The organism is Desulfofundulus thermocisternus DSM 10259, assembly GCF_000686645.1.
GTDB lineage: Bacteria > Bacillota > Desulfotomaculia > Desulfotomaculales > Desulfovirgulaceae > Desulfofundulus > Desulfofundulus australicus.
Map to the genome: position 1 here is coordinate 30754 of NZ_JMLG01000009.1, position 13313 is coordinate 44066.

17 protein-coding genes and 2 other RNA genes are annotated in these 13313 nt (G+C 50.9%); 17 read left to right on the top strand and 2 right to left on the bottom strand.

The genetic code is table 11. The features are described from left to right. The first annotated feature begins 55 nt into the window (after positions 1–55). Positions 56–739, top strand: coding sequence for a 4Fe-4S binding protein (locus BR83_RS0108695; RefSeq protein ID WP_027356757.1), 684 nt, complete (start codon positions 56–58; stop codon positions 737–739). A 345-nt stretch (positions 740–1084) separates the two neighbouring features. On the opposite strand, the gene BR83_RS0108700 is transcribed toward BR83_RS0108695, so the two are convergent. Next, on the bottom strand, positions 1085–2467 hold the full coding sequence (locus BR83_RS0108700) for a radical SAM protein (protein ID WP_027356758.1): 1383 nt from the start codon (positions 2465–2467) through the stop codon (positions 1085–1087). Positions 2468–2691: 224 nt separating this feature from the next. Further along, positions 2692–3384, bottom strand: a complete 693-nt coding sequence (locus BR83_RS0108705) for a LexA family protein (protein ID WP_027356759.1) — start codon at positions 3382–3384, stop codon at positions 2692–2694. Positions 3385–3658: 274 nt separating this feature from the next. On the opposite strand from BR83_RS0108705, the gene BR83_RS0108710 reads away from it, so the two are divergent. From BR83_RS0108710 to BR83_RS0108790, 16 genes are all read left to right on the top strand, one after another. Further along, on the top strand, positions 3659–4075 hold the full coding sequence (locus BR83_RS0108710; RefSeq protein WP_034634854.1) for a PaaI family thioesterase: 417 nt from the start codon (positions 3659–3661) through the stop codon (positions 4073–4075). 3 nt (positions 4076–4078) lie between these two features. After that, a complete protein-coding gene (locus tag BR83_RS17190; RefSeq protein ID WP_027356761.1) occupies positions 4079–4630 on the top strand; it encodes an HDIG domain-containing metalloprotein in 552 nt (183 codons plus the stop codon). Beyond that, positions 4613–4889: a transfer-messenger RNA gene (gene ssrA / locus BR83_RS16715) on the top strand. Before BR83_RS17190 ends, ssrA (BR83_RS16715) begins: the two co-directional genes overlap by 18 nt. A 128-nt stretch (positions 4890–5017) precedes the next feature. Then, positions 5018–6046 (top strand): radical SAM/SPASM domain-containing protein, encoded by a 1029-nt coding sequence (locus BR83_RS0108720; RefSeq protein WP_027356762.1) that lies wholly within the window; start codon positions 5018–5020, stop codon positions 6044–6046. A gap of 449 nt (positions 6047–6495) precedes the next feature. Continuing rightward, entirely contained in the window at positions 6496–7107 is a 612-nt protein-coding gene (locus BR83_RS15485) for a dCTP deaminase domain-containing protein (protein ID WP_051618064.1), read from the top strand. Next, on the top strand, positions 7107–7871 hold the full coding sequence (locus tag BR83_RS16720) for a DUF2284 domain-containing protein (protein WP_084327136.1): 765 nt from the start codon (positions 7107–7109) through the stop codon (positions 7869–7871). Before BR83_RS15485 ends, BR83_RS16720 begins: the two co-directional genes overlap by 1 nt. Positions 7872–7964: 93 nt before the next feature. Next, positions 7965–8369: an HD domain-containing protein gene (locus BR83_RS0108735; RefSeq protein WP_034634858.1), complete on the top strand. Its 405-nt coding sequence runs from the start codon at positions 7965–7967 to the stop codon at positions 8367–8369. Between the two features lie 10 nt (positions 8370–8379). Beyond that, positions 8380–8835, top strand: a complete 456-nt coding sequence (gene smpB, locus BR83_RS0108740) for an SsrA-binding protein SmpB (protein ID WP_013824272.1) — start codon at positions 8380–8382, stop codon at positions 8833–8835. A 14-nt stretch (positions 8836–8849) separates the two neighbouring features. Further along, positions 8850–9203: a transfer-messenger RNA gene (ssrA, locus tag BR83_RS16725) on the top strand. Positions 9204–9400: 197 nt separating this feature from the next. Further along, positions 9401–9826, top strand: coding sequence for a hydroxyphenylacetyl-CoA thioesterase PaaI (gene paaI, locus BR83_RS0108750; RefSeq protein ID WP_027356766.1), 426 nt, complete (start codon positions 9401–9403; stop codon positions 9824–9826). A 398-nt stretch (positions 9827–10224) separates the two neighbouring features. Continuing rightward, on the top strand, positions 10225–10791 hold the full coding sequence (locus tag BR83_RS0108755; protein ID WP_027356767.1) for a DUF1638 domain-containing protein: 567 nt from the start codon (positions 10225–10227) through the stop codon (positions 10789–10791). Further along, positions 10788–11471 carry a Crp/Fnr family transcriptional regulator gene (locus tag BR83_RS0108760; protein ID WP_027356768.1) on the top strand — a complete coding sequence of 228 codons (684 nt, stop codon included), beginning with the start codon at positions 10788–10790 and terminating at the stop codon, positions 11469–11471. The genes BR83_RS0108755 and BR83_RS0108760 overlap by 4 nt, the downstream gene beginning before the upstream one ends. A gap of 16 nt (positions 11472–11487) precedes the next feature. Beyond that, entirely contained in the window at positions 11488–11820 is a 333-nt protein-coding gene (locus BR83_RS0108765; RefSeq protein ID WP_027356769.1) for a hypothetical protein, read from the top strand. 109 nt (positions 11821–11929) lie between these two features. Beyond that, entirely contained in the window at positions 11930–12169 is a 240-nt protein-coding gene (locus BR83_RS0108770) for an MTH865 family protein (protein WP_027356770.1), read from the top strand. Between the two features lie 465 nt (positions 12170–12634). Next, entirely contained in the window at positions 12635–12895 is a 261-nt protein-coding gene (locus BR83_RS17390) for a ribbon-helix-helix domain-containing protein (protein WP_207640184.1), read from the top strand. After that, positions 12895–13227, top strand: coding sequence for a type II toxin-antitoxin system PemK/MazF family toxin (locus tag BR83_RS0108790; protein WP_013821392.1), 333 nt, complete (start codon positions 12895–12897; stop codon positions 13225–13227). The genes BR83_RS17390 and BR83_RS0108790 overlap by 1 nt, the downstream gene beginning before the upstream one ends. Positions 13228–13313: the final 86 nt, after the last annotated feature.

Below are 13313 nucleotides of genomic sequence, written 5' to 3' on the forward strand. Positions count from 1 at the left end.
CAGGGACGGCCGCATCCCCGTAATTTAACTTTAAGTTAAGAGAGGAGGAGTTGCAGTGTTAAAAGAAAAGCTGAGAGAACGTAAACTGAGACAGGGTTTAACCTGGGCAGGCCTGCCCCTGGTTGCCGTCCTGGGCTGGTTCTACCCCTGGCTGGGGTTCCTGCTCCTGGGGTGCATGGCCGGGGCAGTGGGGGTGGCTATCTTCCGGGGGCGTGCCTGGTGTGACTGGATGTGCCCCCGTGGTGCTTTTTTCGATCTTTTTATCCGTCCGCTGTCCCGGCGGAAAGCCATACCTGCCTTTTTCCGCAGCCAGAAAGTGCGGGTATTTATGCTGTTCTTAATATTTACCATGATCGGCGTCCAGTGGTACCTTGCCCGGGGTGATCTGGCGGCTATGGGACTGGCCCTGGTACGGCTGCTCACCGTTACGACCCTGGTGGGAATCATTCTGGGGCTGGTTATCCATCCCCGGGTCTGGTGTCACATCTGCCCCATGGGTACGCTGGCTCACTGGCTTTCCGGGGGCAAGACTCCCCTTTTCATCAGCCGGGCCTGCACCGGGTGCCGGGCCTGTGCCCGGGCGTGTCCGATGCAGCTGAAGCCCTATGAGTACCGGCTGAAAGGTCTTGTGGGGGACAATGATTGTCTGAAATGCGGTACCTGTGTGGCCGCCTGTCCCCGCCGTGCCCTGTCCTTCGATTCCGATGAAGGTGAGAGAGAGAGCGGGCTGGTGGCCTGAAAGAAAGCCCGCTCTCCTTTCACCACGACCAGCGGGTTAAAGAAGGCCGGCATTAGCCGGCCCCAAGCTGAGGACAAACTCTTTATGTGCCCTGGTTTTAAAGGAGGAGCGACCTGGAGTGAGCGCCGCCGGGCCAGGCCCGTGCCGCGGACAGGATGTCCGCGGAGGCCACCTGAACACAGGAGGTGTGAATGTGGCCGGTACCCGCCGAAGACCGGAGCCGGGGCCTTTTGGGCCCGGCCAGCGATACGACCGGGAGCGACGACTAAAACCAGGGCACATCCTATAAATACTTTGTCTAGAAGCTGAGAAGGCCGGCATTGGCCGGCCTTTCGAGTTTACCTGCTAAGAGAGCTCCCGGGCTTTTTTCAACTGCTGGCGTTCTGCCCAGATTCTGTCGGCCACCCGGCCCCATTCCCGGGAGCGCTCATCCAGGTGGGCGGCAATTATGCCCTGCAGCACTGTTTCCGCCCCTTCGTGGGTGGGATGGGCGCCCGATTCCTTTACTATCTCCCTGAGGGCCCGGGGTACGTCTATAATTGGACAGGGCCGGAGCAGGTTGTCGTGAAAGGGCTGGCGCTTCTGGTAAGCGGCAAACAGGGGTGAGCGCAGGACTTCCAGCAGGCTTTTTTCGTTAATGTTGTCCACGGCAAAATGAACAAAGGCACAGGGTTCCACTTCCCCGGCGGCATTGATATGGAAATAGCGACGCCCTCCGGCAATGCACCCTTCTACCAGTTCACCATCGTTCCAGAAATCCGCAATCATAATGGGCTTATGGGTGCGGATGTATGGTATGCGCTCGGCCAGATAGGCCCTCTGTTCCGGGGTGACCATCAGGTTTATGTCGGGATTGCGGCCGATGGGGATATAATGGAATGTCCAGCCGTATAAAACCCCTTTTTCAATAAGGAAATCAATAAATTCATCGCCGGTGACTTCCATAACGTTTTCCCTGGTGATGGTGATGGAAACGCCGAATGCCGCACCCCGTTCCCTGAGCAGGTCCATGGCCCGCATAACCCTGTCAAAGGTTCCCGGACCCCGCCGGGCGTCGGTGCGTTCCCGCCACCCTTCCAGGCTGATGGCCGGGGAGAAGTTGCCCACCTCGATGATTTTATCGGCCATCTTTTCATCAATCAGCGTACCGTTGGTATAGGCCATAAAGGCCATATCGCGGTGCTTGGCCATCAGGTCGAACAGGTGCGGGTAAACCAGTGGTTCGCCGCCGGAAAAAACAATCCAGTAAATGCCCAGTTCCTTGGCTTCGTTGAAAAGGCGGTCCAGCCTTTCCGGGCTTAATTTCCTGGGGGAATATTTGCCCGCCCAGCAGCCTTCACAGGTCAGGTTGCAGGCACTGGTGGGGTCCACCAGGATGAAGTTGGGAATGTTCACCCCCAGCTCGGCGGACAGGCTCCTCTGGCGGGGAATGCCGAAGATCATGGCGTTCATAAACCAGTTATACGCCAGGCGGTTACGCACGTTGGGATGGAGATTTCTGGCCAGCCTGTTGACGTACTCCCGGATGGCCGGGTTTTCCCGGTAGGCGGCGGCTACCGTTTCCACCTGACGCTTGTGCCGTTCTTGAATGGCCAGTAACTTCACCAGCTTTAAGAGATGCGGAAAATTCGTTTCCGGGTTTTTACTCACGTAGGCCAGAACGTTTTGAGAAAGGTGCGCGGCAAGGAAATTTTTAGCCCGTCCCAGTTTGGTAGTCCCGGAATGCATAAACAGCAACCTCCTGTAAGTTTTTTATATGACCGCTTGCATTTACTGGCTGGGGGAGAATATCGCAAAACTGCCCGGCGGTGGTCGTCCCCCGTCGCGAAAGACACTACCCAAAGGAAATATCCTGAGGTGCACATCAATATACATAAGATTCCCTCTCTTTCGTCAAAAAATTCCCCAAGAAACCTAACAGGCCAAAAAGACCCAAAAACATTTTAAAAAAACTACCGTGAACGTTGCAGGGCTTCTGTTAAAAAGCTGGCCAGGAGTCTGCGCTCCTGGTTGTCGCATTCGGAAATATGATCTTCAAAGCGGCGGATGCAGGAAAGGATTTTGCTGTTAACCGTATCTTTCATGCTCTTGAGCATGGTTCCGATTGCCGAGCCGGCAAACAGGCTTAAGACCAGCTCGGGCTTGGGGGCCAGTTCGAGGATGTGCTTCAGTGCCGCCATGCCCCGGGAGTTAATTTCGTGTATATGGGTGATTAAAAGGGCGATGGTATAGGCACTGAACACCACCGGCAGCTCGATCCGGGACATTTCCTCTAAGAGTTCTTCCTTGATTTTTTGGGGGTTTAGGTTCTTCATATTATCAACCAGGGATAACAGTTTGCTCCGGGCTGTCGACCAGTCCTCCTGGGTTTTTGATTTTACTTCCTGTGGGGGCAGTAGCTTAAGGGCCTTTTCCGTCGGTCGGAAAACCACCATGGAACGGCCGGGAGCCTTTTTGCTGCGGCTGAGGGTGTACTCCCTGCGCAGAAAGTCTCCTTTTTCCAGCTCCTTGAGAATGTCGTAGGCCGTCCACTTGCTTACGCCCAGTGCCTGGGCAACGGTGGCATAGTGGACGGGAAGACCGGTCTGGCGGAAGAGGTTTACAATTTTATGGAGGAATTCTTTACGCCGTTGGGTAAGGTTCATGGGGTGTCACTCCCAGCGAGAAATGAATCAGCCCTGCTCCCAAAAAACCAAAATTTAATTATTATTATACTTTTCCTTTCCGGGCTGTCAAGGTTCCCTCGAAACGTCACCCTCATAAACCTCACCTCACCTCACCTCTCGCAAATGGTTTGTAGAGGTTTCCCGGCTACTTGCGATATGGCAAAATTTTGGTAAAATATCTGTATACCGTGTTCAAAAAGGCACATTTCCCCCTGAGTGTGACGAGTACCTAAAAGCAAGGTGAATGAAGGTTATGTACAGTGTTAGCCGGAGTGATGGCATGTGTTTTGCGTGCAGCCCCCAAAACCCCATCGGCCTGCACCTGAAGTTTTCCCACGAAGGTGATATCTGCCGGACAACTTTTACGGCCGGGAATGAACACCAGGGGTGGGATGGTGTGCTGCACGGCGGCCTGGTTACCACACTGCTTGATGAGGCCATGGCCCAGTGGCTCTGGCATCGCGGTGTTGCAGCCATGACGGCGGAAATGCTTACCCGCTTCAGCCTCCCGGTGCCCGTGGGCGTGCCGGTAACCGTGGAGGCATGGAAGGAGGGCTGCAGGGGGCGGCTGTGGGAGCTTTCCGCCCGTCTTATCCTCCCCGGGGGGAAGGTGGCTGCCAGGGCTACGGCCAAGTTTCTGACGGTTAAAGAAAAAGGAAAGGAGTCCTGAAAAGTGACGCGGAATGAAGCCTATGCACTTCTCACCAGGTATTTAAAAACGCCCAATCTGATCAAACATTCCCTGGCCGTGGAGGCGGTCATGCGCGGGCTGGCCCGGCATTTCGGCCAGGATGAGGAACTCTGGGGACTGGCCGGGCTGCTCCATGACATCGACTATGAATGGACGAAGGACGAGCCGGTTCGGCACAGCATGGAAGGGGCGGATCTGCTGGCCCGGGAAGGACTGCCGGAAGAGGTTGTTTATGCCGTTCGGGTACACAATGATATTCACGGCCTGCCCCGGCAGAGCCTGATGGACAGGGCCCTTTACGCCAGCGATCCTCTCACCGGGCTCATCGTGGCCGGCGCTCTCATTAAACCGGAAAAGAAACTTTCAGCCATTGACGTCCCCTTCCTTCTCAACCGCTTCCACGAGAAGTCCTTTGCCCGGGGCGCCAGCAGGGAACAGATCAAAAGCTGCTCCGAGATGGGCCTCTCCCTGGAAGAATTTATGAAAATCGGCCTGGAGTCCATGCAGGCCATTGCCGGGGAGATGGGGCTTTAAAGGATGCCGGCCGGCAGGTTCTTTCTGCCGGCTTTTATTTCATGTGCGTCCGGCCTCGTGACGTGGGATAGGGTGTCAGGCTGACAGGCCTGCTGCCGGGATAATTCTCGGAGGCCCGGCGGGACACCCAAACGAGATAGCCCCTGCGGAGGCTGGTTGTGGCCGCCAAAGGGGCAAAAGCCAAAACACAGCCTGCGCTCGGAGAAACTCCTGTGGCTGTTCTTCCGGACGGTGGGTTCGAATCCCCCCGCCTCCACCATTCAAATCCACAGTTATCTGCTTTTAAAAATTGCTACATAATATTGATAGTGGCAGGAATTTCTTAAAATGTGTTGAATGTTACAATCAAGCTGTGTTTTGCCTACAATTGCCTGGGAGGTGAAGCCAATGCAAGCAGGGTATCCTCTAAAGGAACTATCTGTTGAAATAACCAATAGCTGCCTTCTATACTGCAGGCATTGCTCATCCGAAGCGTCAGCAACTAGTAAAGAACACATACCTGCCAGGCAACTTTATAAATTGATAGATGAAGGAATTCCGCTGGGTGTTGAAAGATTGACCGTTTCGGGCGGGGAGCCTTTCCTATATGATGAGTTATTTCAGGTGCTGAGATATGCCAGTTCAAAGGGAATAAAGGTGACTGTTTACAGCTGCGGGGTTATAAAGGATGGGAGGAATTTAAGTCCATTAAGCGAAAAAATAGTAAGGCAATTAAAAGCTTCAGGCACCGGTAAAGTAATTTTTAGCATTCACGGCGAATCTGCTGGCACACATGAATACATTACCCGTGTCGCAGGTAGTTTTGCTTTGACGTTGGAATCTATAAAACGAGTATTATCTGTTGGCCTATCTGTTGAGCTTCATTTTGTTCCAATGAGCGTAAATGTTCACGAGATCCCTGGTGTGTTGGCTCTGGCCAATTCTCTTGGAATAAGCCAGGTGAGCCTGTTAAGATTGGTGTTACAGGGCAGATGCAAAGATAATGCAGAGGATTTGATGCTTACAGGAAAACAGGCGATTGGAATTGTACAGCAGGTAAAGCAATTAAGAAACTGGTTTAGAAACGTAAATATAAGGCTCGGTGCGCCTTTTAACTGTGTAACTGATGGAGAAATAACGCCATGTACCGCTTCACAAAATAAACTTCTTATTTCAGCTTCGGGAGAGGTTTTCCCTTGTGAAGCATTCAAATTTTTAAAAGGATCACGTAAAAAGATTTACGATTATTCTTTAGAAGATTTATGGTATAATGATGATCTGCTACGTTATCTACGTGGTTTACGTTTGAAAGATATAACTATATGTTCCGAATGCATACTACGGGAAAAGTGCCGGGGCGGGTGTCCTGGCGAGAGAATGCTGTTTAACCAGGATGTAGCAACTGGACCCGAGCCGTGGTGCAGGCTAAATATTTAAATAAGGGAGTGGTAAGCCACTCTTTTTTTATAATGGGGGACAGGTATGGGTGATAATAATAAAAAATGGGCAACAGCTAATAAAATTCTAATAGTTTTTTTGATACTTTTGGTTTTTGTTTTAATAGCTTTAATCTTGGCGAAGGGTTTTGTTTATTTTGAAACAAGACATCCCTCATATTTTTCATTGGCGTTATGTTCTATAGCTTTTCTGTGGCTTAATGAAATTTTAATACTTTTAAAGCTTGAGCAAATTTCACTCAGAGATAGAATGATAGATCCGATCTTGGTGAGAAGATTGAGTAATATTATAGTTATTATAGCTATTACAATACTGATAATAATCATTTTGTTGATTGTTAAGGTCTTCTTTATATCATACTAATGCTTAAGGTGAATTTTTAATATTAAAAGCTCCTCTTTCATTTTATATTGCCGGGGGGTGAAATGATGGAGCCAGGAATAATTACAGATGAAAATGAAATAAAAAAATTTATCGAATGTGATGATAAAGAAGATATTTGGGGTGAGTGTTTTGAGGGTTGGAAGCTTAATCTAAGGCTTGGTAGCGAGGTATACCTTAGTAGTGAAGACCTGCCAAAGAAACTTAAGAAAGGTGATTTAATCTCTATCCGTTCCGGAGAATTTGCATTGCTCATCACAGAGGAAAAAATTAAATTGCCATTGGATGTAATGGGATTTATTAGCATGAGATTTAGCTTTAAAAGAAAAGGTTTAATAAATGTTTCCGGCTTCCATGTCGACCCCGGCTATGAAGGTAAACTGATATTTTCAGTCTATAATGCAGGGCCCAACGATATCGTTGTGCGGCGTTGTGACTCATTATTTATGATTTTCTTTGAAAGACTTGACGAGTATATTGATGAAAAGTTTAAACCAAGACGTGGTTATGAGAATATACCAGCAGATATGGTTTCTGATATTAAGGGAAGAAGTGTTACTTTGTCTAATAATGCTGCTAAAATTGAAAAACTGGAGTTTTATTTTAAAGTCTTGCTTGGTGTGGTTATAGCACTAGCTTCTTTGGTGGTAGCTAAGTGATGTCCTTAGAAGGCGTGTTGCAAACTGGAAATGTTCAAACAAATGGAATGTTCTGGTATATCTATCGTTCGCAAAGTAGCGGCAATATTTACCCGCTGGAAATTGGTAATTTACTCTGCCGGGCTCAAGACCTTGTTTATGAGCCTGAAATAGTTTGGGCAGCTTGTGCCAAGGGGTGCAGTAATTTTGGATCTGCTGGAGGTTGTCCGCCCAGATCACCGAAACTAGAAAAAATAGCCTCTCCGGAAGATCCGGTTTGGTTAATTTATTGTCGTTTTTGGTCGAAGTTTAAACATGAAAATGTGCTAAAATCTCGTAACCCAGCTGTTCACTGGAAATTTCAAGATGCGATATTGTCTCGGTTTCTCGCCAATATTGGCTATAAGCTGGCCCCGCTTTTAAAGGGCAGTTTTTTAAGTACAGGGTACTGTATGGGCTGTGGTGGGAAGAAGTGCAATTTTAAACTGGGTCTTGATTCCTGCAGGAACCCACATAGGCGTACTTTTTCTATGGAAGCTACTGGAATAAATGTTGTGGAAACTATAAAAAAACTATTTGGAATAAAACTTTATTGGTATTCTAAGGGTAATACAGATATACCATATATGCTTAAATGCATAGCAGTTTTTCCTGGAAAGGAAAGCCGGGAGGACTTAAGTCTTTCTTTATTAATCAATATAGTTAATGAGTTCCCTAATTGTTGTTGGCGTTATAATACAGATAAATATTGGGAATATTTGCGGGAAAATGATCTAGTGAAGTAGGTATTCTAATAAGCAGGTGGGCTTTACCGGCACCTGCACCCGTTTTACCGGTAATGGCTGCCCGTTGCCCTTTCAACCCAACTGGCCGGGCAGGTGAGAGACTGCTTTAATACACCCCTCACTCGCACCCGCAGCCGGCTGCCGGTGCTCAAACTGGCCTGCCTTTTCCATGACATCGGCAAACTGGAAACCCGGGCAGTGGGTGCTGGCGGGCGGCTTACCTTCTACGGCCACCACACCGCCGGCGCTCCCCTGACGGCCGCCATTGGGCAGCGCCTGCGCCTGTCGGGGCGGAAGGTAGATTTGCTGGGTACCCTGGCAACCATATGGACCATGGTGATATTTTCTCAAACCGCTTACAGGGTGACAATATCACAGTCCGACGACAGAAATTGGCATTTCCCGCTTGACAAATGGCGACGTAACGTTATAATGGTACTGAGGAAAGAAAAAGGTTGCAGCCCGGCCAGTTGCGGTAGGGCTTTCTTTATCGGTTGAGGAGGTGGTCATGGTGGGAAAAGTGGTTACGGTGAACAGGAAGGCCCGCCATGACTATCACATCCTGGAGACCTACGAGGCCGGCATTGCCCTGACCGGCACGGAGGTCAAATCCCTGCGGGCGGGGCGGGCCAACCTGCAGGATAGCTTCGCCCGTGTTGAAAACGCCGAACTTTTTCTGTATAATATGCACATCAGCCCCTATGACCAGGGTAACCGCTTCAACCACGAGCCCAAGCGGACGCGCAAGCTCCTGATGCATAAAAAGGAGATCCTGCGCCTGCTGGGCAAGAGCCGGGAAAAAGGTCTGGCCCTGATCCCGCTGAAGGTATACTTCAACGACCGGGGCAAGGCCAAAGTGGAACTGGCCCTGGCCCGCGGCAAGAAGGTATACGATAAGCGGGAGGACATGGCCGCCCGGGATGCCAAACGGGAAATGGAGCGGGCCCTGCGGGGGAAAATGTGACATCTGGATAATATGGGGGCGAAAGGTTTCGACGGGGGAAGCGGTGGCAGGAGAAGCGAGCCGGGGTTCCACCAGCCCGTTAAACGGTGGGAAAACAATAACTGCCAACGAAGAATACGCTCTGGCTGCTTAATTTAGCGGCCACATCCTGCCCGGGTCCGGCCCGTGACGCGGGACAGGGTGTCGACTTAACGGGCTTGCTGCCGGGACGGTTCTCGGAGGCCCGGCGGGACATCTAAAACGAGATAGCCCCTGCGGAGGCTGGCTGTGGCCGCCAGGGGGGCGAAAATTAAAACACAGCCTGCGCTCGGAGAAACTCCTGTGGCTGTTCTTCCGGACGGTGGGTTCGAATCCCCCCGCCTCCACCACTCAAATCCACAGTTATTTTAAAGACCACTTCAATTTTTTCCTTGGTCACGATTACTTTTTCTACAAATTCCTGGGCGAGACTTTTGAAATCGTCCAGGTTTTCATTTTTTAAAAGGTGCATGATTTCCTTTGGATAACGAAAAGCAGGAATAAAGCCTGTTCCGGGGAAAATGAAATACCGGAGGGGATAGGGAAGATGGGCGATGAGCATATTTTTTTGCCCGAGGATTTAAAAGAATGGCTGTTGAACGACCCATTCCCCAGGATGCTGGGGGTAGAAATAGTGGAGCTCAAGCCCGGTTATTCCCGGGTCAGGTTGAAGGTTACGGAACAGATGACCAACATCCACGGCATTACCCACGGGGGAGTTGTTTTCACTGTGGCCGATGTGGCCTTTGGCACCGCCAGCAATTCCCGGGGTGTGCCCGCCGTGGGTATAAATATGAACATCAGCTACCTGAAGAAGAGCGTTCCCGGGGATGAGCTGGTGGCTACGGCCAGGGAGGAAAATTTAACCCGCCATACGGGGCTGTACCGGATTACCGTGGAAAACCAGCGGGGGGAACTGGTGGCTGTGGCTTCGGGCCTGGTCTACCGGCAGAACCGGCAAAAGGAAACCTGAACCCTGGTCCGCAGGATCTGTTCTTCTTTGTATTTGGACCTGTTATTGGCCGGACTAAGAAACGGGAGCAGTACAGCCGGGATAAACAGGGAAGCCCTGGGCCACTCACCCGGGGCTTTTACTTACTACTTATTCTTCCTCTCCGGGGTCGGGTTGTTTGGCGGCGTCTTATACGGGTTCTTCTCTCACCAGCCTGCTGCCCGTTCGAAGCGGTGGGGCTTAATTTGCTGGCTTTTCGGATGTGGGCTAAATCGTAACTTGCCGCATCCCTGCTCCTGGAATTACCAAATCTCGTAATTTTTCCGCGGAGCAGCCGGGCTTGTTAAACAGTTTACAGACGATTGAGGGACATTAAGTTAAGCTTTGATCATAAAGAACAATCTCCAGGAGGGAATGGTATGCCCCAAAAAATTTTATGCTGCGGCATTCTGGAAAAGGAATTGGAGTACGTCCTGCAAGGAAAAGAAGTTGAAATTCATTACCTGGAACCGGGGCTCCACGTGGACTTCGACAAATTGGGAGAAGCCCTTGTGCAGGCCCTGGACGACATGAACGAAGACAGTGTCGCCGTTGTATTTGGCCTCCAGTGCCACCCGGAAATGGAGCGGATGGTGATCAGGAGGGGCGGGCGGGTCATCCGGGCCAAAAACTGCATTGAGATGCTGCTGGGAGAACGGCTGGCCGAGCTGGATGCCGGGGGCCGCAACTTTTACCTGACCGCCGGCTGGCTGGAGAACTGGCGCAAGATATTCATAGAAGGTTTGAAATGGGACGAGATTGACGCCCGGCAGAATTTCGGTTATTATGACCGTATCCTGCTGCTGGACACCGGGATCATCCCTTTTGACGACGAGAAAATCCTGGAGTTCTTTGATTATACCCAGGTGCCCGTTGAAATACTGCCCATAGATTTGGAACATTTTCGCAGGGAAGTGGAAAAGCTTTTGGAAGAGGGGAAATCATGAAAAAGATACGCTGCATGAAGGAGCTGGAAATATTTTCAGCCCTGGACTTTGCCGAGCGGGAAAGAATCGGCGCGCTGGCCCGCAAGAGGGTTTATCGTAAGAACGAGTTTATCTTCAGGGAAGGGGAGCCCGCCGACACGATCTACCTCATAAAATACGGCCGGGTGAAACTGTTTAAAGTGTCCGGGGAGGGTAAGGAGATCATCCTGGACATCCTCAAAGAGGACGACATGTTCGGAGAAAACACCTTCTTCGAGGATACCGTGCATACCATGAGCGCCCAGGCAATGGAGGACACCTTCGTGTGCTCCTGCAGCAGGGAGGATTTTGCCGTTTTGCTTAAAAACCCTCAGATTTCTTTAAAGATTATTCAATTGCTTGGGAAAAAGCTGAACGAGTACACCGACCAGGTGGCCAACATGGCCTTCAGGGACGTAAGGGGAAGGATTGCCGCTACGCTCCTGAGCCTGGCGGATGAGTACGGAGTTCCCTCTCCGGAAGGTATTACCATCGATATCGAGCTGACCCACCAGGATATAGGCAATCTGGTCAACGCCTCCCGGGTGATGGTTACAAAGATTTTAGGGCTCTTGAAGCAGGAGGGGATCATTGCCGCCAGGGGGCAGCGCATTTGCCTGCTGAACCGGGAAAAGCTGGCTGAAGCCCTGGAAGCCTGTTGAGAAAGTGTGACACTAAATGAATGATAAACAATCTGGTAAAACTCCAGCTGCCGGTGATGAAACATTCGCCCTGAAGATCATTCGAAACTTAGCCGGGCAAATCCAGTTTATGGCCCTCCTGCTGTATGAGATCAAAGCCGGAACACCCCTGGGCAGGGTTCTGGTCGTGTTTTTAAATCTCTACCTGCATTCGGAATACGCTGCGGGTAACAAAAGGGAAATTTTAAAGAATATTCCGATTAAAGTTCTTGCCGAAGCCGCAGGGGTTACTCCGGAAGAACTCTGGGAAACCCTTGAGCAGCTGGAAGCGGCCTTTAAATTTGAGTCCTGCAGGGACGGAATGAAGTGACGTAACATAAAATTTTAGATTTTCTTGTCAACCAGTTAACAGATTCAGTAAGCCGGTGGGCTTTATATTTTCTACAAAAGAAAAAATCAGTAAAAGGAGGAATTCAGCCATGTCCGTACGTGAAGCCATCAAAGCGCAGATTATCGGGGCGTTGAGAGGGGCGACTTTTCCCATCCACACCCCTGAGGAGTTGCTGGCGGCGTTTCCCCAGGGAGCCGAAACCACATGCCAGGCTGGCGGCTTAAAGATGACCGCCGGCGAGGCCGGCAAACTGTTGAAAGCAGGTGATTTTCCCTTCAAGTCCGCTGAAGAAGTGGCTGAAACCATTGTTAACCGAGCCGGGCTTTAACTATCCTGCCGGGAAGTCCCCCCATAAGGGAGGGGATGAAAGGCGGTCCTCTTTTCAAAATTTATTTTTATGGTGGGGAAGCCACCCGCGGCTGGTGCGGCCGGACACTGATTTCCAGGGCCGTCCCGATTTGCGGGTGGCTCTTTTGTTGAGTTGGCTCTGGAGGTGGGCCTGGAGCTGGCGGCGGAAAGGGGCCAGCCGATGGTCAATTCCATTAGCGCGGAAGCGGAGCGATACAACAGCGTTCTGCCCCTGGTGCTTAAAAACCCCCTCCGTGGCATACGCCGGTGGCCCCGGCGCCGGTGTCCACACCCTGGGAAGCGCCCATTTCCTGGGCTTTTTTGATCATTCCCGCCTGGCGCCGCCAGTTGGGGGTGATGTCCTCAATTTTCCGGGCCGTATTGTATCATACTTTATTGTATGCTATAATGTATGCAGCAATGTCTGACATTTGGGGTGATAACTATGGAGCATGTTCGCACGACGATTCGCATGCCCACCAGTCTTCTGAAATCCATTGAGGAGGTACGCAACCCTGAAGAATTTCCGACTTTGAGCGACTTCGTGCGGGGTGCGGTAGAACGGTATGTCAAGGAGCTAAAACGGAAGAAGCTTGCGGAAGAGTGTCGCCGGTTGGCGGAAGAAGAAGATCTCGCGGCCTGGGCGGAAGCAGACTTTTCGGAACATATAGAAAGAATGGCCCGGGCCGAAAGGGGTGAGCTCTGATGCCTGCCGAAATTCCCCGTCCAGGAGATATTTATAGAGTTAGTCTGGAAGGAACGGGCCATATTCTGCGGGGGCCTCACTATGCAGTGGTGGTATCCGATGAACCATTTAACTATCTTTCTACCGTTGTAATCGTTCCCCTTTCTACAGGAGCCAGGCCCGCCTCTTTTCGACCGGAATTAACCTTTCACGGCAAAGTTACCCGCGCACTCCCTGACCAGATACGCGCTGTTGACAAGCGTCGTTTAAAAGACTTTCAAGGCAATGTAGCCAGTACTTCTTTTTTTATGGCCCTGCAGGCCTCCCTTCAGGATCTTCTGGCATTAAATTAAACGTGCAGGATGGTCAGGAGAAGGCTTATGCTCGTTTAACAGGCGCTGGGGCGTGCCGGGGGTCATATATAGCTGCATACTGGCCG